This window comes from Streptomyces sp. NBC_00210 (assembly GCF_045160975.1).
Taxonomy (GTDB): Bacteria; Actinomycetota; Actinomycetes; order Streptomycetales; family Streptomycetaceae; genus Streptomyces.
In genome coordinates this window covers 2234795-2261308 of record NZ_CP108120.1, presented here as the reverse complement: position 1 = coordinate 2261308, position 26514 = coordinate 2234795, and the positions used below count along the sequence as shown (strand labels likewise).

The window sequence follows — 26514 nt, the reverse complement described above, 5'->3', positions numbered from 1 at the left end:
GTGGATGGCTCGCTTGTTTGGACGTCTGCGCCGCACAGCGGGCGCACGCTTCAGAGGCACTGAGACGATCACGGCATTCGCGGTCGGCACCGCGCTGGCGCTCGCCACCTTCACGTTCCAGACCGCTCAGGTATGGGTGGACGAGGGCAGCCACGCCACCGCGCTCCGCTGGTTCCTCCCGTCCGCACTGGCAGCCGCGGTCATGCTGCTCGCATCGACATTCCTGCTCGGCTACCTGCTCTTACGGGGCCGCCCCGCAGCAGCCGCCCAGGACCCGTACCGCCAGTACGCGGACGGCATCATCGCGATGGGCCGGGTCCTGCATGAGGAGCGGCGGGACCCGGCACTCCTGAGATTAAGAGCGAACTCTTCCCTGACTCTGCACGTATGGGGCTTTCACCGCGAGCGCGTCCTTCTGGGCACCTGGGCTCTGGAGTCCGCGCAGTTCACCGATGACCGGCTGACCGAGGCCTCTGTCCTGATCGATGATCTGGGCTGGGCGAACTACCTCCTCGGGAACGAGGAGGCGATTACCAACATCCAGCGGGCGATTACTCGGCTGGAAGGTCTTCCGCCCACCCTTTTCGAACCCCAGAAGAGCACCCTGATCGCCAAAGCCCACCGGCACCTGGGCGTCATCAGAACCGCCCAGAGCGACACGTTGGTGGACTCCGAGTTTGACCAGGCACGCCGCGCGCTGGAAGACATACAGAGCCTGGCCCCGCAGGAGGTGCAGGTTGATCTCACGCATCTTGCACACGCCGAGGCGCTGGCAATCGCTTCCATGCTGGACGTCAACACCTCGGGCACCATTCGCCGGTCGGACACCGAGGGCACACGACTCCTCAGACAGGCGCTGTCCCTCGTCCGGCAGGCCACGGAGGGGTTTCGCAGCGCGGGCGATCAAGGGCGGTACGCCAAATCCCTGGTCCTGGAGGTCCGCATCCTGGAAGCACTGCATGAAGTGGAGGTTGCTCGGCAGCTCGCACCACTCCGCGACCGAGCCGTAGCGGCCTCGGTCTGGTCACGTCCCGACGGCGCACTCTTCATCACCGGAAGGTAGTCCCATGGCCGAGAGAATCGACATCTACGACGCAAACCTGCACCATCTCGGTGCGATGGACCGCATCGAGGCCCATGTGCAGGGGAAATGGCACCGGACCTTCCACTGCTGGGTGGTATCCGCCGAGCGCAGCGGGCAGATCCTTCTGCAGAAGCGTTCGGACACCATGAAGAACTTCCCCGGACTGCTTGACGTGAGCGCTGCCGGGCATCTCGAGGCCGGCGAGCCCGTAGAGGCAGGACTGCGGGAGGTGACCGAGGAGCTCGGCATCGAGGTGGACACCTCGCGCCTGCACTACCTCGGTGAGCGAGTGGAAGTGGCGGACCAGAAGAACGGACAGCGCAACCGCGAGTACCAGTCGGTCTACCTCTACCAGTGCGACATCCCCCTGTCCGAGTACAAGGCCGAGTCGGACGAGGTGTCCGCCCTGGTGTGGCTGCCGATCGAGAGTGGGATGCGCCTGCTCACCGGGGCCACGCACTCGTTGACACTGCCGGGCCACACCTACGAGAAGTCAGGCGGGGAGTCCTGGGAGGAGTTCGAGATGGAGGTGACTGCCGACTCCTTCCTTCCGAGGATCCAGCAGTACTACCTGACCGCACTCATCATGGCCGAGAGGCTTCTCACCAACGCCGGCCCGCTCGCGATCTCCTGACGTCGGCAGCATCCATGGGCGCTTCGGGGACCTCGGGCACGGGGCCGGCAGGCAGCCAGATCATCCTTGCCCGCCACGTCGAGACGGACAAGAACCTGATCGACGTCCACGGAGACTCCCCTCTGGACAAGGTCACGCCCAGGGGGCACGAGCAGGCGATACGGCTGGCCCAGCGGCTGATGTCGGGCACGCTCACCGTGCCCACCGGCATCGTGGCGACGCCGACGCCGCAGGCGATCACGTCGGCGGAACTGCTCTCGGAGCTGCTCCGGGTCCCGTACGAGGGGGAGCTGTCGCTGTCGCCGTTCCACCTGGGGGAGGCCGCGGGAAGGTCCAACGCGGAGCTTCGCACCGCGCATCCCCGTGCCTTCGCCTCCTTGGACCTCTTTCGCAACAGGGTCATCAGCGCATTCGAACTCCGCATATCCGGAGCAGAGAGCGCGTCCTCGGCCGAGGCTCGGCTGCTGAAATGGTGGGCGGCCGAGGGCCGCAGCCGCTGCCCTGGCCGACTCGTCGTCGGCAGCAACTCGACCGTCCTCATGATCTCGCATCTCCTCAACGGAATACTGCCCACCGACCCGCGCTACAGGTTCCTGGGCGTGCCCAACGGGAGCTTCCGCGTCTGGAGGGGCAACTCCGACCAATGGACGGCCACGCAGGCGCTCCCCGGACATACCTGGCCCGATGTGCAGGTGACGCGACTGCCCTCCCGGAGCGGGTACGTCGCCATCACCCGCGCCAGGCCGAGCTGGGCTCCTCGCGGCCGCGGGGTCGTCATCGTCCCCGGATTTTTCGGTAGTTCCCGTCACGGGCCGTACGGCCTGTACAGCCGATTGGCCCGTGCGTGGGCCTGGGAAGGGTACGAGACGATCTGCCTCGATCCGCTGGGCTCGGGCGACTCCACGTCCGTCTTCAGGACCTTCGATACGGAGGTGGAGTCGGTCGAGACGGTCAGTACCTGGCTCTCCGACCAAGTCGAATCCCTTGTCCTCGTGGGCCATTCGATGGGCGGGGCGACGGCTCTGCAGGCATCCCACAACGCGTCCCGCACCACCGATGCCGTCTGGTGCCTGGCACCGCTGTGCCGTCTGGAGGACCTGTCCCGGGTCTTCTTCTCACCGTCCCAGCTGGACGAACTCCTAATCACGGGACGCACGTACCGACACGGCTTGGAGCTGCGAATGGACCACATAAGGGAATCCGGTAAGGCGTGGGACCGTCACAGCCACCGGGCAGCCGCTCTCTGGCTCGCTGGGGCGGACCCCTATACCCAGGGGATGAGCTTCCCCGGCATCCCGCAGGAACGCTTATCCACCGTGCCGGAGGCCGATCACAACTTCTCGGCCAGCGAGAGCGCCCCCTACCTGATCGAAGCCACCACCTGTGCTCTGATCGACTCCGAGTCCCAGATCGCGGAGCGCCTGTGATGGAGCGGGACGGCAAGGACAGCAAGGTCGGCAAGGACACCCACGCCGTATGGACGGGCCGCTTTCAGCCACCCCACACGGGCCACTTCCACATTCTCCGCCACAGCATCGAGCACCTGCAGATGCCCCATGCGGCGGTGCTGACCGCCCACTTCGGCTGGGAGTCCGAAGGCGCATACGGTCGGCACTCGCGAGAGGCCTACCACCCGCACCGCAACCCCTTCACACCCTGGGAGCGGGCCACCCTCATGCGGCTCGGCCTGGAGGAGTACGGCCTCCAGGACCAGGTGACGGTGTCGGTGGCGCCCCGGCACGACATCGGCTGGGACCTCGTCACCGGCTTCTATCCGCCGGACCGGATCATCTGCCTCACGGAGAAGGACGACTTCGAGAGGGTGAAAGCCGACCTCTGGCGCGCACGAGGGGAACGCGTGCACGTCTTCCGTGACGTCGGCGCCGACGTACTGACTACGACGGAGATCCGGCGGCGCGTCGCCTCGGGAGAGGACTGGCGCAACTACGTTCCGCCGGCCAGCCACGCCTACTTCATCGCGATAGACGGCCCCCACCGGGCATTCGGAACGGGCATCTCGGTTCAGCGATTTCCTGACACCCCGGCCCCGGCCTGAGCACACTTACTGCCCCATCCGTGCCTTACTTCAGCGACGTCGGAGGGGTAGCAGGCAGCGGTGGGCCCTGCACCAGCTCGCGCAGCTTCGCCCGCGTCTGAGCGTCCGTTGAATACACCACCGTGCCGATCCGCGGGACCCGCGGCTGTGTGGACGCGATGCCGCGCCGAGGCCTCCATACCTCTGCGTACTGCGACAGTCGTCGGCCTAGGCCCGCGCGGCCGTGGTGAGCGAGGCAAGCCGTCGGCGGATGCGGGTTACCAGTGGTGCGTCGGGACCGTGGATGTCGATGACCGCGGCGAGCAACTGGGCGCCCAGGCGTCCGGCGTCCGGCGCGGGCAGGGTGCGCCACAGGCTGTAGACGCGGCGGGTGGCCTGCGCGGTGTCGGGGTGGTCCTGTCCCTGGACGGCGGCACGGAGCCGGGCGGTGTGCAGATACCAGCCCACCGCGGCGACGTGGTCGTTGGCTAGGTAGGCGAGGTGCGCGCGGACCTCGCGGATATGAACGGTGTGCAGATGCGCTTCGCCGTACTGCGCGGTGATCTCCGTATCGAGGCGGTGCGCCAGTGCGGCGGCCTCCGCCGGATGCCCAGCGGTCGAGGCGGCCGCGACTGCGGCCATGCGGTCGCGGATGGCGGCGGGCACCGGCGGCTGCTCGGCAAAGGCCGCCGCTTCGGGGGCGCCCGTACCCCAGAAGGCCGGGGTGACGGTGCCCCAGGGGCGGTAGAGCTCTTCGTCGGGCACTGCGGAACTCCCTGCGGTCGTGCGGCGGATCACCAGTTCACCACCCGGCGGACCTCGGTGACCCGCGTGATGGCGCTGGTTGAGTTGCGCCAGCTGCTGTAGCTGACGATCCGGGTCTGCACGCCGGTCCTCGGCGCTTCGATGACCATGTCGTCCCCGATGTACATGCCCACGTGGCCCGGCCGGGCGTCGGAGCCGTCGCTGCCCGGGTTGAATATCAGGTCGCCCGGCTTGGGCTTGTCGATGCTGACCTGGCGGCCGGTGTTGACCTGGTCGTAGGTGGTGCGGGGGATGTTGATGCCCGCGGCCTTGTAGGCCTGCTGCGTCAGCGAGGAGCAGTCGCAACGGTGTGCCGGATCCTTGCCCAGGCCGTTGGTGCAGTCTCCGCCCCACTGGTACCAGCCGCCGCGCTGCTTCAGCGCCCACGCGACCGCGGTACGGACCTCGTTGGGGGTTCCGGCGGGCAGCTTGTAGCCGTCGGGCAGCTGGGCATTGCCCACCGGGGCCTGATCAGCGTACTGGGCCGACGTCGCCATGATGATCTTGACGTAGTGGTAGGTCTGGCCCTGCGCAAACGACTCCGGGGGCACGCCGCGGTACTCGTCGACTCGGCCCCAGCCCGCGTTGTAGCCGGCCAGCGCTAGCTCGACCGGGCTGCCCTTGTACTCCGGATGCGCCTTGCCCTTCTTCAGCAGCGAGCACATGAAGTCGGCCTGGGCGGGGATGGCGTCCTGCGGGTCCCACACGTCCTTCTTGCCGTCCCCGTTGCCGTCCCTGCCCCAGGTCTGCCAGGTACCGGGCATGAACTGCGCTATTCCCTGCGCGCCGACCTCACTGCCGGCGTCTGGCCGGAAATTCGACTCCTGCTTCAGCTGGGCTGCCAGGATCGTCGGGGGCAGCCCTTGGTCGCAGGAGGCTGCCGCATCAAGGATCAGTGGCGCGTACTGCGCGGGCACTCCGTTCTTGCCGCCGATCCTCAAGCCGCTGCCGATCGGCTGCCCAACGCCGCCGTCCTCGTCGTCGAAGGCGGCGATGAGCATCACCACCCCCAGGCCGAGCGCCACGGGCGTCATGATCAGCCCGGCCGCCACCAGCGCTACCCCGCGCTTGATGCTGCCCACGCAGTCCCCCCTTGGCCTGCCTCTTCAGTTTGCTCCCCGAAACCCGCCCTCCCGGGCGATTCCGGCGGGAATCGGACCCCCAAGAATCCGCAATCCTGCGTGACACTATGCCATCTGTGCCTATCAGTGGGACTGTTGATAATTCGTTAACTGGACGCTGAGGTGTGGAGTGTAGGGTTTCGATGCGCGCTGCATGCGGTTGTACAGGCGTGAATTATTCGCGCATGCGAACGCTCACGGCGCCATATCGGGGGAATGGTGGGGAAAAGGAACGATTCTCCTCCGGCGTTGCCGGAGGGGGCCCGTCTGGTGCTGCCTGTGATGGCGGCGACCGGAGGAAGCGGGCGCTCAACTGTGGCCAATCTGCTGGCTTGTGGGCTGGCGGCATCGGGCCGGGTGGTCGTGCTGGACACCAGCCCGCGGCTGTCCTCGCCCTGGCCCGCCTGGACCGCCGGGCAGAACGCCGGCGGACTGGCCGCGCTGCCTGCCGATCAGCCGCTGTCCCGGGCCCGGGTGCAGCAGGCGGCTGCCCAGCGGCCTGGTATCGCGGATGCCAGCTGGCAGGTGCTGACGGACGGCCGGGAGTGGCACAGTGCGCCGCTCGCCCTTCCTCAGGATCCGGCAGCCTGGCACCAGTTGGCCGCCATCGGCGGCTGGCAGACCGTCATCGCCGACACCACGCACCCCGTTGCCCACGACGTCCTCGCCGCGCGCTGCGAGGACCGTGCGGGCCAGACCCGCGGCTGGTGTGATCTGCCGTTCGCGGTACCGGTGCTCTGCGCGGCCGCGACCGCCAGCGGCGTCCAGGCCCTGCAGCAAGCCGTCATGGCGATGCACGCCGAGGGCCTGCCGCTGCAGCGCGCGGTCGCCGTGCTGGTCGCCAGCACCGACGGCCGCCCGCCGGCCGTCGTGCGGGCCGGGGCGACGATGCTCACCGCCCGCACCGCCGCCGTGGTGAACCTCCCGCACGACCCGAGCATCCGGGCGCACGGCCTGCGCGAGCCGGCCCGGCTGCGCCCGCGCACCCGGCAGGCGGCCGCCGCACTCGCCGCTGCCGTCCTTGCATCGGCGCACGCCGCCTGGGGGCAGCCGCTGCCCGAGGCCGCGCGCCCCCGCCCGCTTTCTGTTTCCGTCCCCGCCCTTTGACGAGGTGTCCGCCATGAGCCAGATCCTGGAATCCCTGAACAACCTTGCCGCCGACCCCCACTGGCAGCTGCTAGCCGCCGACGACCCCAAGGGCAAGAACGGCGGCGCAGACGGTGGCGTCGTGCCCAACGTGGTCCCCGCCCTGCCCGCCGAGGTCAACAACCCGGTCAACAACATCCTCGCCTGGACGGCCGGTCTCGGCCTGGCCGGCGCGGTCCTGGGCGGCCTGCTCGGCTGGGCCCTGGTAGCCGTCGGCCACAACACCGAACGCGCTCAGCTAGCCGCACGCGGCAAGCAGGGCGTCCTGTGGTCCCTGATCGGGGCGGGCGGCATCGGCGTAACCAGCTCGCTGGTCCTGGCCTTCTACACCATGTCGAACGGGAAGTGACCATGGACGCCCACGACCGCAAGGCCCGCAGGGCTCAGCTCACCCTGATCGGACTCGGCACCCTCATTGGCGCCGCGCTCGTTGGCGGCGGCATCACCGCCTTCCTCGCCCTCGGCGGCGACGACACGCCCGAGTCCACCTCGCCCAAGCCCTCGGCATCCGCGAAGCCCTCGCCCTCCGCTTCCTCCGGCAAGGGCCTGTGGAACAGGAATATGACCCCGGCGAAGGGCCAGAAGATCAAGCTGAAGGTGCCGACGGGACAGAAGGGCGGCGCATCCACCGGCTTCCCTCACACCGCGTTCGGCTCGATCTCGGCGGCCGTGTACTACCACGAGGAATACGCCTGGCTGGATGACCAGAAGGCGCGCCAGCAGCTGGAGGTCATCACCTCACCGGACGCCACCGGCTATATCGACGAGCAGATCTCCGAGGTCCGCAAGCTCCGCGAGGGCGCGGGCCTGCCGCCCTCGGGCGGCACACCCGCCGGGCTCACCGTCACCACCACGGTCGAGGCCGTACGAGCGAAGTCGATCCTTGCTCCGGGCGTGAAACGGGGCGACGTCGTCCAGGTATGGCTGTCCTTCGACCGGTACGCCACCGGCCCGGACGGAGGCCCAGACAAGGACCCGATCAAGGGTGACACCACCGACTACATCCTCAAGTGGCAGGACGGCGCCTGGAAGATCACCAACGAGCCTGTGTACTGGAAGAAGCGCACCTTCCCCGTGGCCTACGACCCGGACAGCCCCTATGCCTGGCAGGACGGCTGGTGGCAGGTGCGGCATGCGGACTGACCGCGCCGCCCGGCCCGCACGGGCGTTGTGCCTGCTGCTGGTCCTCATCTTCTCGTTCGGCCTTAGCGGCGCCGGTGCGCCCGCGGCGTACGCGGACGACCCCAGCAAGCACGCCGACTACGGCCCGCCCAAGCCCCCGCCGAAGGAGTGGACCGATCACGCCATTGCCTGGGGAATCGACGAGCAGGGCAACTACTGCATCCTCGACGAGGCCGACAACTGCAACTTCGCGACCGACGACCCCCCGAGCGGGATCGACATCTGCGGGGGCGCGGACGGCACCGCATCCTCGACGTGCTCGAAGGAGGAGATGCACGCCTACGAGATGAAGCGGCTGGAGAAGTGGCGCAAGGCGTACCCCAAGGACTCGCCGGAGTTCGAGAAGCTCAACAAGTACGTCACCGAGTGCGTGACGAAGGGCGGCACGTTCGAGGACTGCCTGCGCGAAGGGGGGAACAAGTACCCCCCGCCCGCCAAGGGCCCGCTGGACTGGGTCGCCGGGAAGATCTCCGAGATGGCCTCTGACGCCCTGCAGGAGGCCGCGAACTACATCGGCAAGGCCGTGGTGTGGCTGCTGTCAGAGTTCGCGAAGGTCTTCAACTCCGCCTCGACCATCGACCTTGAAGAGACAGGAATCGGCTCGGTCACGGGCCTCATGACCGCGCTATCCGTCGTGGTCGCCACGTTCCTGCTGCTGGTGCAGTTTGGCAAGGTCGGGCTCAGCCAGCGCGGCGAGCCGGCCGCCACCGCTTTCGCGGGCCTGGCCAAGTGGGCGGTCATCTCCTCGGTCTATGTGCTGGCCACCCAGACCGCGCTGAGCTGGTCGGACGCGGTCAGTACCTGGATCATCAACTACACCTTCGAGGGCGGCGGATCCGGCGAAGCGGACGCCACGGCGGCCATGCAGCACCAGCTCGGCACGCTCTTCGGCGGACTGATCACCGGTGGCGGCGGCGCGGCCACCGTCGGCGGCGCCCTGATCACCGGCGAGGGCGTGGCGGCCGCCGCGGTCGGCGTCATCATCGTGGTCGGCATTGTCTGCATCCTCGCCATTGGCGCGCTCTGGCTCGAGGTGCTGCTGCGCCAGGCCGGAATCATGATCCTGGTGGCCACGATGCCGGTGGTCCTGGCCGGCCAGATGTCGGACGCGACCCAGGAGTGGTGGCCCAAGGCCCGCAACGCCCTGATCGCCTTGATCCTCATGAAGCCGATGATCGTGACATGCTTCGCGATCGGGTTCGGCGCGATGGCCGAAGGCAAGGGCGCCCAGAATATGTTCGTCGGCCTGGTCATCTTTCTGCTCGCCTGCTTCGCCTGGCCGGTGATCGCCAAGTTCATGACGTTCTCGACCGTCGGCGGCGGCAGTTCTGTCGCCTCCGGAGTGATGAGCTCGATCGGCTCCTCCGCCTCGTCGATGACGGGCGGATACCGCCCGGAGATGGCCGGGGCGGGCGCGGTCGGCGGCGGCAGCGGCTACACCCGCGCTCTAGAGCAGGACACGGCCCAGACCATGGCCAGCGGGTCCAACGCCGCGGCCGGCCGCAGTTTCGGCTCCAAGGTGGCCGGGTCGATCGCGCTGCCCCTGCAGGTGCTGACGGCCGGTAAGGACGTGCTGGAGTCCGGGATGGCGAACACCGCCGCGCACGCCGGCCTGGACGGCGGCTCTCCCGGCGGCCGCCACGTGGTCATCCCGCCCCGCAAATCCGGGGGCGGCGGCTCAGCAGAAGCAGCACCGGCCAGCGCGGGGTCCGCACCGTCCGCGCCGCCACCACCGGTTCGGGAGTCGGTGCCGCCGCCTGCCCCGCGGCCGTCCGGCGACAACACCAACACGATCAACGGGAACGGGAGCTGATCCATGGCGAACTCAGAGCCCGTCACCTACGGCGGCTGGCAGTCCGAGAAGAGCGGATTCATGGGCCGGCTCTCCGGTCCTGGCTTCGCACTGGTCGCCGCCGCCTCCATCTCCGCCCTGATCCCCATCAACCTCGGCAGCTGGAGCGCCGCTCTGGTGTGCGTGCCGGTGTCCCTGCTCCTGCTCCTGCTCGCCCTGGGGCGGGTCATGGGGCTGAGCGCCGACGAATGGATCGTCCTCGCAGTAAGGCATCAGATCGCCGTGTCAAAGAAGCGGAACCTCTTTTTCAGCGGGGCCTTCGCCCCCAGCTCCAAGACAACGGGCGAGCAGCCCATGGACCTGCCCGGGGTCCTGGCCCGGCTGCGGATCCTTCAAGCACCGGACGGCCTTGGCGGGCAGCTCGGGGTCGCCCACGACCCGGTCACCGGCGTCTACACCGCCGTCGCCCGCATCACCTTCCCCGGCCTGGCGCTGGTGGACAACGACAAGCAGGATGCCCGGGTCGCCGCCTGGGCCGGACTCCTGAGGTCGTTCTGCACCGAGGACTCCCCCATCGTGCGGATCGCCGTGCACCAGCGGTGCCTGCCCGACGACGGCGCTGCCCTGCGCTCGTGGACCGCGCGGCACATTACCTCTGACGCTCCGGCCGCCGCGGTGACCGCGCTGGCCGAGGTGATGGAGGGAGCGGGACCGGCCGCCACCTCCCGGGAGACTTACCTGTCGGTGACCATGTCGGCCAGCCGGGCCCGGCTGGCCATCAAGGGCGCCGGCGGCGGCCAGGTCGGTGCGGCCGCCGTCCTGGTGCGCGAGACGACCGCGATGCTGGGCTCTCTGAGCACCGCGAGCCTGCAGGTCGTCGAATGGCTCTCGCCCCGCGCCGTCGCGCAGACCGTGCGCACCGCGTACGACCCCGACGCCCAGCTCACACTCGCCACCCGCAACGCAGCCGCGGAGGAGAAGGATTGGACCGGCACCGCGCCGGGCGTCGACCCGGCGCTCGCCGGGCCCGCGGCCGCCGAGACCGGCTGGGGAACCTACCGGCACGACGGCGCCTGGACGGTCACCTACCAGGTCCGGACGTGGCCGCAGTCCGAGGTGTACGCGACGTTCCTGCAGCCGCTGCTGCGGCCGCGGCGCAATGCCCGGCGGAGCATGAGCCTGATCTACGAGCCGATCGGGCCCCGCCGTGCCCGTCAGGAACTGGCGCGGGAGAAGGCCAAGCGCAACTCCGCCCGCCAGCTGCGGGCCAAGACCGGCCGGGACGAGAGCGAGGACGAGCGGCGCGAGGCGGGCATCGCCCGCACCCAGGACGCCGCCCGTGCCGCCGGCCAGGGCGTCGTGCGGATGACCGCGGTCCTCGCGGTCACCGTCACCGACGTGGGCGAGCTGGAGACGGCGTGCGCTGAACTCCAGGCGGACGCCGCCGCCTCCGGCCTGGAGCTGCGCCGCATGTGGGGAGCCCAGGACGTCGGCTTCGCCGCCAGCGCGCTGCCCCTGGGCCAGGGCTTGCCAGATCGACGGATGGGGTTCTGATGGGTCTGCTCTCGCGCCGCCGCACCGGCGGCGACACCCTGCTGGAGGCCGCCGGGCTCGGCGAGGCCAGTGGTCTGGAAGCCAGGACGATCCCTGCCCAGGCCGCGCCCAGCGCCTGCGAACTGCGCCGCGCGCGGCTGCTGGAGAACCCGGACACGGTCATGCGGGTCGCTCCCCGCAAGGGCTGGCCGCAGCCGTACGCCGGTCGGGCCGCGTCCCTGCCGCGCACCGAAGTGGTCCGCGCCGACACCACGACCGCAGCCGGCGCCTACCCGTTCCTTCACGCTGCCTCGTTGCCGCCCGTCGGCGCATACATCGGCCAGAACACCCTGACCACGCAGGCCTTCTCCGCACACCCGGCGGTCTGGGTCAGCGAAGGGCTGTGCACCAACCCCAACGTCATGATTACCGGCATTCCCGGCTCGGGGAAGTCCGCGCACGTCAAAGCGTTGGCGTTCCGGCTGATGGCGTTCGGGCACCGCACGCTGATCGCCGGGGACGTGAAGGGCGAGTACGCCGGGCTGTGCCGACATCTCGGGGTGGAGCCGGTACGGCTCGGCCCCGGACTGCCAGGCCGCCTGAACCCGCTGGACGCCGGACCGCTGGGCACAGGCCTGGACAAGGTCACCGATCCGGCCGAACTCCGCAGCCGCATGCAGGAAATCCACCGCCGCCGCCTCACTCTGCTCAAGGCCCTCTTGGAGCTGCAGCTCAAGCGCACCCTGGAGCCGCAAGAGGAAGAGGCGCTGGACGTCGCGGTCCGCGAAGTCACCGGCGAGCTGTACGGACAGACCCGCCTCGCGGTGCCCACCCTGCCCCTGGTCTACGACAAGCTGCGCGACCCGACCGATGAGATGGCCCGCGAACTGCGCGTCCGTGACGGCGAAGTGCAGCGCGCCCGCGAGCAGATGGCCTCCATCCGCTCCGCCCTGGGCGGCATGGTCAACGGACACCTCGGCGGCCTGTTCGACCAGGAGACGAGCATCGGCCTGGACTGGGACGCCCCGATCCAGAGCGTGGACATCAGCGCGCTGCAGGATTACGGCGACGAGACCGTCGCGATGGTCCTGTCCTGCGTCTCCTCCTGGGCGCAGGCCGCCATCGACCGGCCCGGCACGCGCCCGTGGGTCGTCGTCCGTGACGAGCTGTGGCGGCAGATGCGCTCCGGCGGCGCTGCCATGGTCAAAAAGATCGACGCCGACCTGCGGCTGTCCCGGGCGACCGGCACCATTCAGGTCCTGGCCACCCACCGGCTCTCGGACTTCGAGTCGGTCGGCGCGGCCGGATCCGAGGCGGTCGCCATCGCCAAGGACCTCATCTCCTCCTGTGAGACCCGCATCCAGCTCGCGCAGGACACCCGCCCATTGCAGATCACCCGCGAGGTGATCGGGCTGACCGATGCTGAATGCGACCTGATCGGTTCCTGGGGAGCCGGCCAGCGCGGCCGCGCGCTGTGGAAGGTCGGCCGCGGCGGCGGCTCCCATGCCGTCCAACTCGTCTTGTCGCACACCGAAGAGAAGCTCTTCGAGACCGACGAGAAGATGGTGATCTGATGCCCGCCGAGAAGACGGGCCCGGGGGCCGCCGGCGGCCTGGACGACAACAGCCTGCTCGCCGCCTACGGTGCGGGCCTGGTCCTCACGGTCGGCGGCGCGGTGCTGCTGGCGGCCCCGCTCGCCGCCTGGCTGTCCGGCCGAGGCTGGGCCCACAGCAGCCACCCCATCCCCGCCACGGTGCTCACCGCGCTGGTCCGAGGTCCCGGCCACGTCTACGACCCGGCCCCGCCCGGCTGGCTGTTCTACCTGCTGCTGGTGCTGCTCGTGGTCGGGATCTTCGCCGTGGTGCTCAAGGCGGTGACCGCGCTGAACGGCCATGGCCGCACGGGCGGCGCGCAGTGGGGCGGCGCGAAGGTCGAGCGGAAGCTCGCCGCCCCGCAGGACCCGGCCGCCCGGGCCAACCGGCTCACCGCCGGGCGCGGGATGCGCACCAAGAAGATCGTGGCCGCCCAGCCCAACATCAGCGCCACCGTCTTCGGCGTCCCCGGATCGTCGAAGACCACGGGCCTGGTGCTGCCCAACGCGGCCGAATGGCAGGGCCCGCTGGTGGTGACCACTACCAAGGCCGCCGACCTGGACATCATTTACGCCCGCCGCCGCGCGCTCGGCCCGGTGTGGGTGATCGCTCCCGCCGGGATCCCCGGCCGGGCCACCAACAAGTGGTCCCCGGTGGAGTACTGCACCGACGCCAAGGCCGCGGACCGCATGGCCGCCTGGATGGCCGAGGCCTCCTCCTCCGGCGACGACAAGCGCGCCGCCCCGTGGATCGACCAGGCCAAGAGCGTGCTGAAGGGCGTGCTGCTGGCGGCGTACCTGTCCGGCGGCGGCATCAATGCGATGCGCCGCTGGCTGGGCTTGGGCAAGGACGCCGTCGACCACGTCCGTGCCGTGCTGCTGCAGCACGGCTACAGCGAAGTCGCCGACGACTACGCCTCCCCGTGGCTACGGCTGCACGAGGACGGCATCGGCTCGGTTCAGTTCAGCCTCAACGTCCTGGCCCGCGTCTACGCCGACGAAGAGGTCCGCGAGACGTGCGCTGGCACCGACTTCACCGTGGAGCAGCTGCTCGAGAAGAACGGCACCGTGTGCCTGATCGCCTCCGAAGCCGACGCCGAACGCTTCGCCCCGCTGCTGACCTCCATCATCGCGTCGATCATCCACGGCGCCGAAGTCCGCTACAACGCCACCGGCAAGCCACTCGACCCGAGCCTGGGTGTGCTCGTCGACGAGGCCGGCAATATGCTCCGCTACCCGCGCCTGCCGAACATCCTCACCACCGGCCGCGGCATGGGCATCGACGTCCTGACCGTGTGGCACGACCTCTCCCAGCTCCGCGAGCGGCTCGGCACCCAGAAGGCGAACACCGTGCTCTCCGCGAGCGGCCTGCGGATGCTGCTGCCCGGGTGCGGCGACTTGGAGACCCTGCGCTACTTCTCCGGCCTCTACGGCCGCACCGAGATCGAGCGCACCTCCCACGGCCGCTCCGGCGGCTCCTTCTCCACCAACACCTCAGCGACCGAGACCGACCTCGCCCCAGTCCACTCGCTGCAGCAGCTGCCGGACTTCACCGCAATCGCCCAGTACTCCAACCTCCCGCCGATCAAGGTGAAGATGCGACTCACGTTCCGCGACAAGGACCTCAAGAAGCTCCTCGCCGCTGCCACCCCACCCGCGCCCACACCAGCGGTGGAAGCCGCCGCCATGGGTGCCGCACCGCAGGCAGCGGTCGCGCTCGACAAGGGCGGCCAGCCATGACTGATCCCCTGGAGAACCCTGCAGCTCTGTGGCCCGGCATCCAGACGCCCGCCCAGGCGCCGGAGCCCCGGCGCTGGGTGTGGGCGGCCATGTCCCCGCCAGAACGGCGCCAACGGCTGCGGGAGATGGCCGTCTGGGTTGACTGGCTGCGCCGCACCTTTGAACTGCACAACGTCATCCCGCACTGCTGGTACCGGCACTCCGCGGTGGTGGAGCACCTGACCGCGCTCTACGTGGGCTGGGTACGCATCTACGCTGGCGAGCCGGGCGGGGGTCGCGATCTGGCGGAAGCGGATTGGATCAACACGCTGCACGCTCTCACCCCGCGTCTTCAGCTGGCCGCCTGCGCGACCGGCCGCCACGAGGACCCGCCGCAGCCCCCGCCCCCGATGCCGGGTTCCGCCGATGAGTTCGAGATGTACCTGCTCACCTCGAAGGCCACCACCGAGCCCGCCCAGCACCCGTCCGCCGCTGCGGCCTACCGGGAGATCGCACAGCTTGACGCACCGCTTTAGCCGCCTCCGGGCGTCCCCGGACCGCCCAGACCCGCACTTGACGTGGGGCGAGTCGGCCACAACTGTGTCGAGCCGGTCCAAGACTCGCTGTTCCCACGGGTAGGCGTCGGGGCAGGGGTCTGAGCCCAGGCATCGAAGAGTAGGCAGAACTGGATCGCCGCGTCGTGCTCGTGCTCGTGCTTCATGATGCGCTTCTTGAGCTCAAGGTCCTTTGACCGACCGACTTTGACGTATGGGTGGGTTCTTCGAAGGCCAGGGCATAGGGCCGGTCGCCGTCAGCACTTAAAGGATGGCTGAGCTCGTGAATGCGTCGCCAGGACCCCTCTATCAGAACCCTGATGTGCCGGGTCTTCGTGTGTAGCGACCACTACGCGAGCGCCGGTTGCCTAGTTCTCCTCATCTTCGGCGTCCGGGAGAACATCATCGCCTTCGGTGTCCGGGGGAACCCGTCGTGCCCTCTTCTCGATGTCCTCCATTTTCTCCGCCAAAATTCTCATCATCTCCTCGACGTCACCGGGCGGGGGCTCCATCTGCGGAATCGCCTTTGCGTACGCCTTGAGGTTTTCCAAAGTCTTCAGCGGATCGCCAGCGTCAGCCGTGAGAAATATCGAGTCACGAGCCACCATCAGCCGAATTGCCATAGCAGGAACCGGGCTCTGCAACGGAAAGAAAAGTGAGTTATACTGTCCAGGCTTGCGGTTTTCTTCGTGAAACTCGCCAAGCATGAGCGCATCTGATTTGTATTCGCCACTCACACTCGCATGAACCCCGTCGATGAAATGTGGCGCCATATCCCGGGTCACCATTGGGAATACGATGATGATCGTTTTGAATTTTGCGTTCATCCCGGAAGTCGGCGGGAGCGCTTTGAGGGGATCCTTGTAGGACTCGACCACCCTGATTACGTCATCGGGGCTCTCGACAGGACCTTGAGCCAGGGCGAACCAAGTAAGCCCCATCTTGAGAGAACCCGGCATGAAGGGGCAGACGGCAAGGCGTGATTCTGGGTTAGAGGGGTCCCGTTCTCTGCGCGGCTTGGCGATGAAGTCTTGGACCCACTCCAGCATGGCATTCAAGGCGCTCGAATCAGGACTCTGTGGCAGCGCCTGAATCTGTGCAGGGGTCAACAGATTGAAATCCTGTGGCGACGGAGATCCATGCATCGCGCCATCCTTGCCACTAGATGCTGATGCTTGGATCTATCCTTTCACCTGAGGGCGCTTCCCGCATTTCAGACAGCACACCGTAGGGCACGAAAAGCATGCAGCATCTACTAAGGCGCACCGCGCTTCGGTGAGCCCGCTAGCATGACATGGGGTCAGGATTCAGGTCGCAGAGCCTTGGCAACTTCGGGCAACTTCAGATCCTCGGCGTGCTTCTCCGCCTCAACCAGCAAGTCTCGCATCTCGTGCCTAAATTCCGGCGTGCCTTGACGCGCGTCCGCCAGTTGCTGAGTCGTCCTGCGGAGCGCTGCGGCGAGGGCAGCAGCGTCAGCCTCAGTCGGGGAAATCATCTCCATTGCCTGATCGGCTTCAACGGGGTGCGTGACAACCGCGTCCGGCCCAGGGGAGACGACGGCTTCGTGGCCGTCCTCGAAGCGGATCCGGTACGGCGGCTCACCGCCTACTCCCAGCACCTCGACGATCTCGACTTCCTGATCGGGGTGCCCGACGGTCATGCCATGCACGAGTAGCGTGTCGCCTTCGTTCGCTTCCATCGCAATCCTAACTCTTCGTATCGGACACGTCCGATCGAGTCACCGTCGCGGGTTCGCGGCGTACACCCGTTTCCAGTATCGCTCTGACGGGTTCCCACGCGACTCGTCGCGGAACTGCTGGAGTGCGAGCGATGCTCCCCGCTTCCGGCGCCCCGGCGCAAGGCATCGGAAGCATTGCTATTCCTCCGTCACACGGGCCCTAGATCAGTACGAGACGGTGTCGGCAGCTCTGATTTCCCAGGGGCCGCGGGTAACCCCGGCTATCTGGGAGCATGCCCAGCGACAGCCGACGGCGGACTTCACGTCTTCGCCCGTGACCAATCGCACAGGGGCACCGAGGAGCAGTCTGGGCAGGCCGCCTATCCGAAGCGCCGCTCGCCTCCAGCCAGCCAGGGACGCCTTGCCGAGTACCAGTACGCGCGGCTTGTCCAGTTCCAACCCCAGATCGCCGAGGTGCTGGCCCGGGCCGGGCGGTGCGAAGAAGCCCTGCATCTCGCCAGCGCCCTCACCAACCACTAAAATCGGGCCTATGCCTTGACGTCCGTCGCTGCGGCGCTGGCCGAGGCCGGGCAAGTACGACGAAGCCGTAGAGCTGCCCCCACTCACACCGTGGACCACCCGGACTCGTGCGAAGAAGCATTGGTGCAAGTCGCTGTGGCAATGACCGAGGCCGTCTCGGCCGGCGCCGTCCAGTTACACGTACCTGGCTTCCTCACGATTAGAGCGACACTCCGCCGTGGGCGGGTCCTTCCGGACCGGTGATCTTCGGAGCGGGCGGCTGTATCTGTGGAGCCTGGACCTGTTGCGCCGCGTGCTGCTGCCGGGCGGCGTCTTCAGCCTGCTGTCGCTGCGGTGTAAGTCCGGCACGGCGCTCGACTTCCTGGGCCGCCTGCTGGATACGGCCGTTGATGTCGTTCAACTTGCGCTGCACGGTCTGTGCCCCCTCCCGGGCATGAGCGACGTCTTCGGCGGCTGCACCCCTGGCGCGCTCGATGAGCTCAGGTTCTGCCCCGGAGGCCGTGAGCCGCGCTACGGTCTGGCCTCCGTCCTGCTCGTACCGGTCGGCCAGCGCTTGGGCGGCGGCGGTGGTGGTGGCCACGCGCTGGGTCAGGTTCTGCGCGGCATCCGTCAGGTCGGCATGATGCTGGACGAGCTCATCGCTGCCCAGCAAGGCCAGCGAGCGGGGGGCTTGGGCGGGACCGAGCGCCGTTGGGCGGGTCTGGTCGGCCGGGGAGCCCTGGGGTCGCCCCTCGCCGAGCGGCGCCGCTTCCGCTCCGGCGCGGCTGTTGAGCGAACGGTTCTGCTGACGCGGGAGTGCCACGGACAAGGCTTCGGCTACGTGCTTGCTCGTCGTGGGTGAACCATCCGGGGCGCAGTTTCCGATTGCGCGCAGAACTTCGTTGGCCGCGGCCACTTCTTTGATGGACGAGGCCAGCTTTGCTCGCTCTTCAGCTGACAGGCTGACAAGCCGCAGATCGTGAACGCAGCGCGTCTTGAAGCCTTCGTCGCCCAGAAGCTTGTTGAGAGCCGAAGTAACGGCGGTGCCGCGATCCTGGGGAGCGGCACCGTACGCAGCGGAGATTCCGCCCGGATCCACAACGCTGCCGGATTCCTGGTCATGATGTCCGGCGAGGTGGTATCCCGCACTCTCGTACGTGCGACGGACTTCGCCGTCTGCGGGGTGGACCATGCCGTTGAGGGCGTGTGTGACCGCCTCGTACCTTCTTGCCGCGACCTCCCAGTCGGTCGTCTCCACAAGCGCCCAGCGGTGGATCTGGTCAGCGTAGTACTCGCTCGTACGCCAGGCCTCTCGACTCCACCCCTGGTCGAACGCAGAGGCCATGTCGGCCAGCTCACCGCTTTCCACAAGATTGCTGATCCGATCGACTCCCACCGTGATTTTCGCGGGGTAGTAGACGGCAACCGGCTCTGCTTCCTTATCCTCGAGTTCGGGAAGATCCGGACCGAATTCCACGCGCCGAACGGTCATCAGTGGGGGAGGGTAAACCCCTCCCGACCTGTCGAACAGTTTGACTGGGCGGCCGGAAGCGAAGAACTTCTTGCTGCCGTCCACTTCCTCGGCGACTCGGCTCTCACCAAACGACCATTTCGCCCAGTAAAGCTGCCAGCGTGTCCCCTTGTCTCCGACGTGCTCTCTCGCCTGAAAGTAGACCGTCGGGACTCCAAGGCAGATGGCGCTCTCGAGCGCCCCGCTCTCTATCCCCACCTGGACGATGTCCGCGTCCGTGTTGAAATAGTGCAGAAAGAGCGCCTGTTCGCCATGCGTGAGCGCCGTCCCGCCATTTTTTTCAGCAGCCCAGAAACGGATCAGCGAGTCGGTGTCGACGCCATCAAGGACCCCTTCTTCCTGGAAGGCGGAGAATAGCTCGGGTCGGCCGCGGAAGAGGTCGTCTCCGATAAGGAGAATTTTCCGGTCCGGCTCCGTGGACCGCAGCACTTCGATCGTCTGCTTGAGGATCTCCGGCTTGGTGTCCATGAAGGCGCCCTGATCGCGATTGTCGCGCACCCACAGCAACGCGTACTTCAAAGGTGATGTGGAATCAACGTCGGGCCCGCCACCCTCCATGACCCGGTTCACCACAGCGCGGGCACGCGCTTCGCGGCGCATACCGAATTCGCCTGTTCCGCGCGTGCTGGAGGCTATGGATTCCCTGGCGTCCAGGGGAGCCTCACGAATGACGGGGAGCGCATGGATGTGCGAGCGCCTGAATTTTGTTTGCGAGTAGTTTACCGAGTACGGCTGGTCATCATAGGAGAGGCGAATCCTGTACGGCTCAATACTGTATTCTTCGATAAAACGGCGACGTGTCGCCAGAGCCTCACGAAAAGGATCGAGATAAATATCCGACAGGTCATTTAGAAACTCGGTATCGCTTACTGAAACGGCGCTCTTCCCCTTCTGGGAGCGCCACACCGCGACAGCATTGCCTTGTTCTTGCGTAACCCCGTCAGGGAGCTCTCCCAGGTAAGTGATCCTCCTCTCGTCCGACTCCAGCAGTAGACGCTTGAGACGACCTTCCGGTTCATAGCTCACTTCGAGAGTGGTGTCCGGGTCGAGAATCAGCGCAGCGGAATGGATGTACAGCTCTCCCCGCTGCCACTCATACATGCGGAGATTCTTGCGATCCAGTTGTCCGCCGACATATGACGGCTCGTGAGCGACCTCACGAAACACCTGCTCCTGGAGTTGTTCGAAAGTTCCCTGGACATCCGAGGCCACCTGCTCCTTGACGCGACGGGAGAGCTCTCCGAAGGTCCGCTCCAAGCCGTCCCATTCGGCGATTTTCTCCGGAGAGGCGAAAAGCGTCGAAGGAATACCCTGCCCAGAGGCTGCAATCTCGGAGACCGGCAGTGCTTCATAATGGACTTCGACGGCGTCGAAAACGTTGGAGGGCGGCGGATTTGAGGGCTGGTCGTTCGCCATGGCGTCACACTCCTTACTCGGCGGTGGAGTTGGTTCCGTCGAGGGCGGGCCACCCTCCGCGAGGAGGGCCGCCGACAGCGCCCGGAGCAGAGGGCTCTTCGCCGCGTTCAACCGTCATAGTCGCTCTCACCACGACAATCCACTCGTCACTTCGCTTGAGTCGGTAGCCAGTTCAAGGGGCCGACCGTGTAACGCCCTTGCCTGCAAGAGGACTTGGCGCATCGTACACGTGCCCGATGTATCGTTAGCGCAGGTCGGGAGAGAAAGGCGTCTTGGTGTCGAGTACGTCAAGAACCATCGTTTCAGCCATAGTTGAACAGGACGGCTGTCTGCTGATGGTTCGCGAACGTCTGCCAGGAGAGCCGGAACAGTGGGTGCTCCCCGGTGGTGTTGCCGAGCCGGGAGAGCTCGCGCACCAGGCTCTCGTACGAGAGGTCTACGAGGAGACCGGACTGACCCTGGCCGGGGCGACGAGTCTGGCCTGCGTCTCCCAGCACGCTGTCACCGGCGATCCCGACTGGGACGGCACCTGGACCGTCTTCACCTTCCGCGCGGAAGGGCCGACGGGGGTACTGGGCCCCCTGGATCCCGACGAGCTGGTGTTGGAAGCCGCCTGGGTCCCGATCGACGAGGCATTGGCCCGCCTGGCCGCGCACCCGTCCCGCCGACGCGGGGAGCCGCTTATATCCTGCCTGAACGGCACGTCACCGCCCGGCACTCTCTGGCTCTGGCCTGGCGGACCGGAAGACCGCCCGGTCGTGGTCCCTGTATTCCCCCGCTGACGGAAGGAAGACCGAGAGTATGTCGCCTTTTCCGCCTGTCTCGTCTCACGCATCAGCCCGCAGCATCCGGTACGAGATCGTCGGGCAGCAGCCGGCGGAGGGATACCCGGAGCGCTTCACCATCGACCTATCGGAAGATGGGCGCGCCCAACTCACCTATGAACACGGTCCGATACGGCAGTCCTGGTCCGCGCGGACGGAAGGCATCGTGTCGACACGCCTGTTGAAGGCCATGGAGAGCATGCCGTCCGGCGGCGCCACGGAAGATCTGTCTCCTCGTGAGCCCGTCCACCGCCGCCTCCAGGTCTTCGGCGCCGCTCCGCTACCGAGGACGGTGACCTGGGACGAGGGAGCCGATTCCGTCAGGGCTGGCGCAATCCTGGACTCCCTGATCGCGCAGATCAGCGGCGTGCGGTCGAACCTCGTCGCCAACACCCTCCCCCCGCTGACGCGCCGCGAGGTCGGGCACGCTGCCGGAGCGGCCGGCGGTCTGCCCGGTCAGGAAGCCGTCGCTGTTTTCGGGGCAGTCGGCGACCGCCCGGCCTTCGCGCTCGCGCGAACCGGCGGCGGCTTCGGTGTGTTCTCAGTCGATCCCCTGAAGACGCTCGGGGAGACGGCCGAAGCCGGGCAACCGATCCGCGCGCTGGCTCTGGGGTCGGACGGCGGGCGCGACCTCCTAGTCACCGGCGGCGATGACAGCACCGTCTGGGCCTGGGATCTGACCGGCGACGACGGGCTGCTCCACGCGAGAGGAGGCCATGGCGGCGCGGTCAGGGCCGTCACCGCGCGAGATGACCTGGACGACGACGGACTGGTCTACTCGGGCGGCGCGGACGGCAACATTTGGGGCTGGGGCAGCAGAGACGGAACAGAGGTCGGCGCGTTGACCGGCCACGACCGGACGGTCAACGCGCTGGCGACCGCCCGCGTCAGCGGCCTCAGTCTGCTCGTCTCCGGCGGAGACGATGGAACGGTGCGCGTCTGGAACACCGACACGGGTGAGTCGCTGCGCACCTTCACCCCGCAGACCGAATGGGTCAACGCCGTGGCGATCACCGGCGCGGCGGGGCAGGGTGTGGTCGCGGCAGCCTGCTCCGACCACGTCATCCGAGTGTGGGACATCCTGACCGGCACCCGGACGCATGCGCTGCGTGGCCACAGCGCGGCAGTGACCGGACTGGCGTTCCTCGACCTTGAGGGCCGGGCAGTCTTGGCCTCCTGTTCCTACGACGGAACGATCAGAACCTGGGAAGTGGCAGACGGGCGCCCCCTGGACAAGTGGCCAGCCCAGGACGCCTGGCCGGCCGCGCTGGCAGCCGCCCCCTCGCCGGGCGGAGCGGTCCTCGTATCCGGCGGCGCGACCGGGACGGTGCGCGTCTGGGATGCGAAGGGAAAGGCTCTGCGGGCACTGACGACGGACTGTGGCCCCGTCCAGGCGCTTGCGCTGGCCGAGCTCGATGGGAGCACGGCGGCTGCCGTAGGGTGCCTCGATGGCTCCCTCAGACTCTGGGATGTCGCGACCGCTTCCGTACGCTGGGCGCTCGACCCGGATGACGGGCCCATCACCTCGGTGGCCTTCGGCCCGGCGGCCGACACGGTCGTCTGCGGTACCGCTCGAGGCACAGTACGGGTCCACTCCACCGTGGACGGGGCACTCCAGTTGGTGCCCACACCCCACACCGACAGGATCCTCTCCCTCGCCTTCCTCCCCGTGGCCGGTGGCGTCGTGGCCTCTGCCGGAGCCGACCGGACGGTACGCACCTGGGAGGCGGCCACTGGTCGTCCGCTCCTGCGTCTGCGCGGCCATGCGGCGGCAGTGACGCGACTCGCAGCAGGACAGGTTGGCGCGGTCGTGGCTCTTGCCTCGGCCGACGAGGACGCGAAGATCCTGGTGTGGGACGCAGTCTCGGGCCAGCGGCTTCTGGACCTCCGCGCCGCGCGTCCGGTGAGCGCTCTCGCCTTCGGCGCGGTCGACGCAGTTGGCATCTTGGCCGCTGCGGAGCCGCACGGTCCTATCCGGGTGTGGGACGTGGTCTCGGGAGACGAACTGGCGACACTCGACACCTCCGACACCGTTGTTGTGGCGCTCACCGTCTGCGTGCTCGATGGCGACACCGCATTGCTCGTCGGCACTCGGGACAGGACGGTTCGCGCCTGGCGGCTGCCGGACGGTGCCGAGATGGGCGAAGTCTCCGTACCACAGAGGCCGCTCGCACTCTCTTTCTTCCCGCCCGGAACCCTGCATGTCGCGGGAAGCGGTGGCCTCACGACCATCGAGCACTTTCCGTCCTGAAGTTGCAGGTCATGGGGGCCTCTCAGCTCCGGCGGCGAGCCCGGGCAGCGCTCGCTGCAGTTGGCGGCCCCTAACTGGGCGCGGCTGCGTTCCGTCACTCCCGAGTGCGCGGGTGCGTTCCATGAGCATCTCCACCGTGAACCGGGCCGCTTCGAGCAGTCCGGCGACGTGCCCGGTTTTGAGGAAGCGGAAATCGAGGTCCACGTCATGTCCCCACAGCTCGTCCAGATGCCGGATCTCCTTACCGATGTGGAAGGAGAGGAGGAGAAGTCCGGCAGGGCGTAGGCGGCCATCAGGGTGTCGTCGCCTTGCACAAGCGCGTCGTGCTGCGGGTGGAAGGGCTTGGACAGGTCGGATTCGACGTCGATGAACCCGCCTTGCTGGTCGAGCTTCTGGGCGATTAGGTTGCCGATCCGGCTCTTACACGAGCCGGACCCTCCGCATCACCCTGGACCGTCTTCGGCCTGCTGTGCGCCGTCGGCGTCGCGGTCTTCGCGTACACCGTACAGGCCGCGGTACCGGCGGTTGCGGGAGTGTCCGGCACCAGAAGCGGCACGGCGGCCGGTACCCGGCACCGGGGTTGGGAGGATCTTCACGGCTGGGGTGCGTTCACCGGACCCTGACCGTCATGGGGGTGCTGGCACTGCTCCTCGACTGACCGAAGCTGATCGGTAGTCGAAGCCCCCCGGCCACTGCGCCACCCATCCATAGCCCCGGCCCCAGCCGGGGCTGTTCTCTGTGGCGACCGGTCGCCCCGTCGGGCGTACGCCGCGGCGCCGGGCGAACCGCTCGCAGTGAGTTGAGTGACGGGCTACGTCATTCCGCATCCTCCGCCAGTGCCGTCTGGGCGCGGCGCAGCCCTGACAGAGGGTCTGCGTCGTCCCGTCGTCGTCGCCCTCGACGGGCCAGCGGCGACCGCATGCGGTGCACGGGGCAAGTTCGGACGGGCTGTAGCGGGCGGCACAGCTGAAGCAGTACAGCAAGCGGTGCGGGGAGGAGTCGGCGAACTCTACGTCGTCGACGAGGGTCTCCTCATCGCATTGCGGGCACGGCGTCACGAGGAAGGCAAGGTCAGGATGCGCATCCATGTAGCGCCAGTGCATGGCGTCGAGCCCATTCCCGCCGCAGAACAGGCACTCCTCACGGCCCGGGCCGAGCAGGAGGGCCCACTGCTCGCATTCGGGACACTGGATGGTCCGGTTCGCCTGGCCCTCGAGGGTTCTGCTCAGCCGGTTCATACGCCGGTTGACGTAGGACTCGATGTTCTTGAGCCCCTCGTACACCCCGTGCATGTCCTTGAGGATCAGGTCAGTTACTGAGATTCAACGGGTGATGTCGCGGGCGGTGCGTCATCAACTGCAGAGACACGCCTCCGGCAACTGCCGTCAGACGAAGATCATCAGGTGATCGCGGTATCGGCTTCGTGGTTGACAGTGAGGAGTGATCACTTCAGGGTTGGTCAGCCGGACGATGCAGAGGGGGAAACGGCCGTGGCCGACCATGCTGAGACGAGCAATCGGACTAATGTCTACGTCGACATGGTGGGAGATCTCTTCCACCCGGGACACGTGGCGCTCCTCAAGGCCGCGCGCGCTTTCGGAGAGCGGCTGATCGTCGGCCTACTCTCAGACGAGGTCGTGACCCAGTACAAGCGAAGGCCCATCATGACCCTGGCCGAGCGGGTCACGGTGATCGAGGCATGCCGATACGTCGATGCGGTGATACCGAACGCTCCGGAACGCGTGACGACTGAGTTCCTGGACGATCACGACATCGCAGTGGTCGTGCACGGAGACGACATCTCGCCAGACGCCATCGAAGAGGTCTTCGGTCCGGTGGTCGCTGCGGGGAAGTTGCAGCTTGTGGAGTACACGGCGGGTGTCTCTACCACTGACCTCATTGGAAGATGCTTGGCGCGAGGCATCTCCTCGTGATCTTCGTGTGATGCCGCTCGGCGGACGCGGGTCCCTGCAGTTCAGGACACACGGCCCCGCGACATCACCCGTTGAATCTCAGTAACCGATGCTGCTCCACCGCGTCCGGCGCGCCGCCCGGACCGCGCCCGACGGCAGCCTGGTGCCGCTCGCCGAGGACGACCGCGGCCGGTGGGACACCGAGTCGATCGCCGAAGGCGTCGAGATCCTGCAGGCGGTCCTCGCCCGCGACCGGCTGGGCGAGTTCCAGGCCCAGGCCGCCATCGCAGCACTCCACGCTGACGCACCCACCGCCGAGGAGACCGACTGGGTGCAGATCGTCGAGTGGTACGACGAGCTCGCGCGCCTGACCGACAGCTCACTGCCCCGCCACGCCGCGGTGGCGGCGTACCTCCACGAGCGTGACGGCGACCTGGCGACGGCGGCACGGCTGTACGCCGAGGCGGCCCAAAAGGCACCCAACCTCGCCGAACGCGACCACCTGACGCGCCAGGCCGCCCGGCTCAACGCCCGCCGGTCTCACTGACGGGTCGCGCCCGGAGTTCCCGCAGCACTCGGAGCGGCCCCAGGAATACCTCCGTTATCGACCACTGTCTGTGCGGCTTGTTACGCCTCACGTCCGCAGCTGCTGAGGTTCCGGACTATCTGCCAGGTCTCGGTCTGTGGCCTTGATCACCGCGTCGAACAGCCAGAGCAGCCGATACGACCGAGCTACCCCAAGTAGAAGCGCTGCCTCCACCATCCAGTGGACGCCGCCGGGATCGGCCTCCGTGGTGTCCAGCGCTGTGGCCAATAGGCAGACACCCGAGATCAAGAGGGTCGCCGAGAGAACACTGACCCAGTTCCGCCGGAATTGCGATGCCAAATGCGCGGCTGTGCGCAGCGTCCGCATGCGCCTTCCCGTCGCAGCTGCGTACTGCGAGATTGCCGCTGTGACGAAGCTGCCGACCAAAGCGACGACGGTGGCGCCCGTCGTGTAGATCTCCAAGCGCTGTTCACGGTTGGGTGCGCCGAAAATGTCGCCGCGTCCGGTCAGTGCGACCAGCAGACCATGCCCGCCGAGGATGACCGCGGTCACCAGCCAGTCCGCCGCCGGCCGTGACCGCCAGGCGTTCAGCAGCCCGCGCACCGCCTCCACCACACTCGCCATACCCGCCCCTCCCCCG

At 67.8% G+C, this 26514-nt stretch carries 22 protein-coding genes and 2 pseudogenes; 17 read left to right on the top strand and 7 right to left on the bottom strand.

Annotated elements, in window-relative coordinates; all coding sequences use genetic code 11:
• Window positions 1-4: 4 nt before the first annotated feature.
• Genes OG729_RS10135 through OG729_RS10120 form a run of 4 tightly spaced genes read left to right on the top strand, consistent with a single transcriptional unit; the run spans window position 5 to window position 3774 of the window.
• Window positions 5-1063 carry a hypothetical protein gene (locus OG729_RS10135; RefSeq protein WP_405805639.1) on the top strand — a complete coding sequence of 353 codons (1059 nt, stop codon included), beginning with the start codon at window positions 5-7 and terminating at the stop codon, window positions 1061-1063.
• Window positions 1064-1067: 4 nt separating this feature from the next.
• Window positions 1068-1718 carry an NUDIX domain-containing protein gene (locus OG729_RS10130; protein ID WP_405805637.1) on the top strand — a complete coding sequence of 217 codons (651 nt, stop codon included), beginning with the start codon at window positions 1068-1070 and terminating at the stop codon, window positions 1716-1718.
• A gap of 14 nt (window positions 1719-1732) precedes the next feature.
• On the top strand, window positions 1733-3145 hold the full coding sequence (locus OG729_RS10125) for an alpha/beta fold hydrolase (RefSeq protein ID WP_405805635.1): 1413 nt from the start codon (window positions 1733-1735) through the stop codon (window positions 3143-3145).
• The gene (locus tag OG729_RS10120; protein WP_405805634.1) at window positions 3142-3774 is read left to right on the top strand and encodes a hypothetical protein; all 633 of its coding nucleotides are present in this window, start codon (window positions 3142-3144) and stop codon (window positions 3772-3774) included. Before OG729_RS10125 ends, OG729_RS10120 begins: the two co-directional genes overlap by 4 nt.
• Before the next feature lie 207 nt (window positions 3775-3981).
• Here the strand turns inward: OG729_RS10120 and OG729_RS10115 are convergent, their stop codons facing one another.
• The gene (locus OG729_RS10115; RefSeq protein WP_405805632.1) at window positions 3982-4518 is read right to left on the bottom strand and encodes a hypothetical protein; all 537 of its coding nucleotides are present in this window, start codon (window positions 4516-4518) and stop codon (window positions 3982-3984) included.
• Window positions 4519-4547: 29 nt separating this feature from the next.
• Entirely contained in the window at window positions 4548-5639 is a 1092-nt protein-coding gene (locus OG729_RS10110; RefSeq protein ID WP_405805630.1) for an NlpC/P60 family protein, read from the bottom strand.
• A 354-nt stretch (window positions 5640-5993) separates the two neighbouring features.
• Between OG729_RS10110 and OG729_RS10105 the strand changes: the two genes are divergently transcribed.
• Genes OG729_RS10105 through OG729_RS10070 form a run of 8 tightly spaced genes read left to right on the top strand, consistent with a single transcriptional unit; the run spans window position 5994 to window position 15177 of the window.
• Entirely contained in the window at window positions 5994-6785 is a 792-nt protein-coding gene (locus OG729_RS10105; protein WP_405805628.1) for a hypothetical protein, read from the top strand.
• Window positions 6786-6798: 13 nt separating this feature from the next.
• A complete protein-coding gene (locus OG729_RS10100) occupies window positions 6799-7173 on the top strand; it encodes a hypothetical protein (RefSeq protein ID WP_405805627.1) in 375 nt (124 codons plus the stop codon).
• A 2-nt stretch (window positions 7174-7175) separates the two neighbouring features.
• On the top strand, window positions 7176-7967 hold the full coding sequence (locus tag OG729_RS10095) for a hypothetical protein (RefSeq protein ID WP_405805625.1): 792 nt from the start codon (window positions 7176-7178) through the stop codon (window positions 7965-7967).
• Complete coding sequence (locus OG729_RS10090) at window positions 7957-9819, top strand: hypothetical protein (RefSeq protein ID WP_405805624.1); 1863 nt, start codon at window positions 7957-7959, stop codon at window positions 9817-9819. The genes OG729_RS10095 and OG729_RS10090 overlap by 11 nt, the downstream gene beginning before the upstream one ends.
• 3 nt (window positions 9820-9822) lie before the next feature.
• The gene (locus OG729_RS10085) at window positions 9823-11352 is read left to right on the top strand and encodes an SCO6880 family protein (protein WP_405805622.1); all 1530 of its coding nucleotides are present in this window, start codon (window positions 9823-9825) and stop codon (window positions 11350-11352) included.
• The gene (locus OG729_RS10080) at window positions 11352-12905 is read left to right on the top strand and encodes a type VI secretion protein (protein ID WP_405805620.1); all 1554 of its coding nucleotides are present in this window, start codon (window positions 11352-11354) and stop codon (window positions 12903-12905) included. The genes OG729_RS10085 and OG729_RS10080 overlap by 1 nt, the downstream gene beginning before the upstream one ends.
• The gene (locus OG729_RS10075; RefSeq protein WP_405805619.1) at window positions 12905-14662 is read left to right on the top strand and encodes a type IV secretory system conjugative DNA transfer family protein; all 1758 of its coding nucleotides are present in this window, start codon (window positions 12905-12907) and stop codon (window positions 14660-14662) included. Before OG729_RS10080 ends, OG729_RS10075 begins: the two co-directional genes overlap by 1 nt.
• Entirely contained in the window at window positions 14659-15177 is a 519-nt protein-coding gene (locus OG729_RS10070) for a hypothetical protein (RefSeq protein ID WP_405805618.1), read from the top strand. The genes OG729_RS10075 and OG729_RS10070 overlap by 4 nt, the downstream gene beginning before the upstream one ends.
• Before the next feature lie 386 nt (window positions 15178-15563).
• On the opposite strand, the gene OG729_RS10065 is transcribed toward OG729_RS10070, so the two are convergent.
• The 3 genes and pseudogenes from OG729_RS10065 to OG729_RS10055 all read right to left on the bottom strand — a co-directional run bounded on the left by OG729_RS10065 (window position 15564) and on the right by OG729_RS10055 (window position 20339).
• Entirely contained in the window at window positions 15564-16340 is a 777-nt protein-coding gene (locus OG729_RS10065; protein ID WP_405805617.1) for a DUF6875 domain-containing protein, read from the bottom strand.
• Between the two features lie 362 nt (window positions 16341-16702).
• Window positions 16703-16894: pseudogene (locus OG729_RS10060) on the bottom strand (DUF1918 domain-containing protein); the annotation flags it as partial.
• Between the two features lie 718 nt (window positions 16895-17612).
• The gene (locus OG729_RS10055) at window positions 17613-20339 is read right to left on the bottom strand and encodes a hypothetical protein (protein ID WP_405805616.1); all 2727 of its coding nucleotides are present in this window, start codon (window positions 20337-20339) and stop codon (window positions 17613-17615) included.
• Window positions 20340-20674: 335 nt separating this feature from the next.
• Here OG729_RS10055 and OG729_RS10050 point away from each other — a divergent pair, with 335 nt between their 5' ends.
• From OG729_RS10050 to OG729_RS10040, 3 genes are all read left to right on the top strand, one after another.
• Entirely contained in the window at window positions 20675-21121 is a 447-nt protein-coding gene (locus OG729_RS10050) for an NUDIX hydrolase (RefSeq protein WP_405805614.1), read from the top strand.
• 208 nt (window positions 21122-21329) lie between these two features.
• Window positions 21330-23414 (top strand): WD40 repeat domain-containing protein, encoded by a 2085-nt coding sequence (locus OG729_RS10045; RefSeq protein WP_405805613.1) that lies wholly within the window; start codon window positions 21330-21332, stop codon window positions 23412-23414.
• A gap of 60 nt (window positions 23415-23474) precedes the next feature.
• On the top strand, window positions 23475-23699 hold the full coding sequence (locus OG729_RS10040) for a hypothetical protein (protein ID WP_405805611.1): 225 nt from the start codon (window positions 23475-23477) through the stop codon (window positions 23697-23699).
• A 341-nt stretch (window positions 23700-24040) separates the two neighbouring features.
• Here the strand turns inward: OG729_RS10040 and OG729_RS10035 are convergent, their stop codons facing one another.
• Entirely contained in the window at window positions 24041-24706 is a 666-nt protein-coding gene (locus tag OG729_RS10035; protein WP_405805610.1) for a hypothetical protein, read from the bottom strand.
• Between the two features lie 111 nt (window positions 24707-24817).
• Here OG729_RS10035 and OG729_RS10030 point away from each other — a divergent pair, with 111 nt between their 5' ends.
• Together OG729_RS10030 and OG729_RS10025 are read left to right on the top strand one after the other, a co-directional pair.
• Entirely contained in the window at window positions 24818-25348 is a 531-nt protein-coding gene (locus OG729_RS10030) for an adenylyltransferase/cytidyltransferase family protein (RefSeq protein ID WP_405805609.1), read from the top strand.
• An 88-nt stretch (window positions 25349-25436) separates the two neighbouring features.
• Window positions 25437-25874, top strand: a pseudogene (locus tag OG729_RS10025) (DUF6596 domain-containing protein); the annotation flags it as partial.
• A gap of 87 nt (window positions 25875-25961) precedes the next feature.
• Here OG729_RS10025 and OG729_RS10020 read toward each other — a convergent pair.
• Entirely contained in the window at window positions 25962-26498 is a 537-nt protein-coding gene (locus OG729_RS10020; RefSeq protein ID WP_405805608.1) for a hypothetical protein, read from the bottom strand.
• Between the last annotated feature and the right edge of the window lie 16 nt (window positions 26499-26514).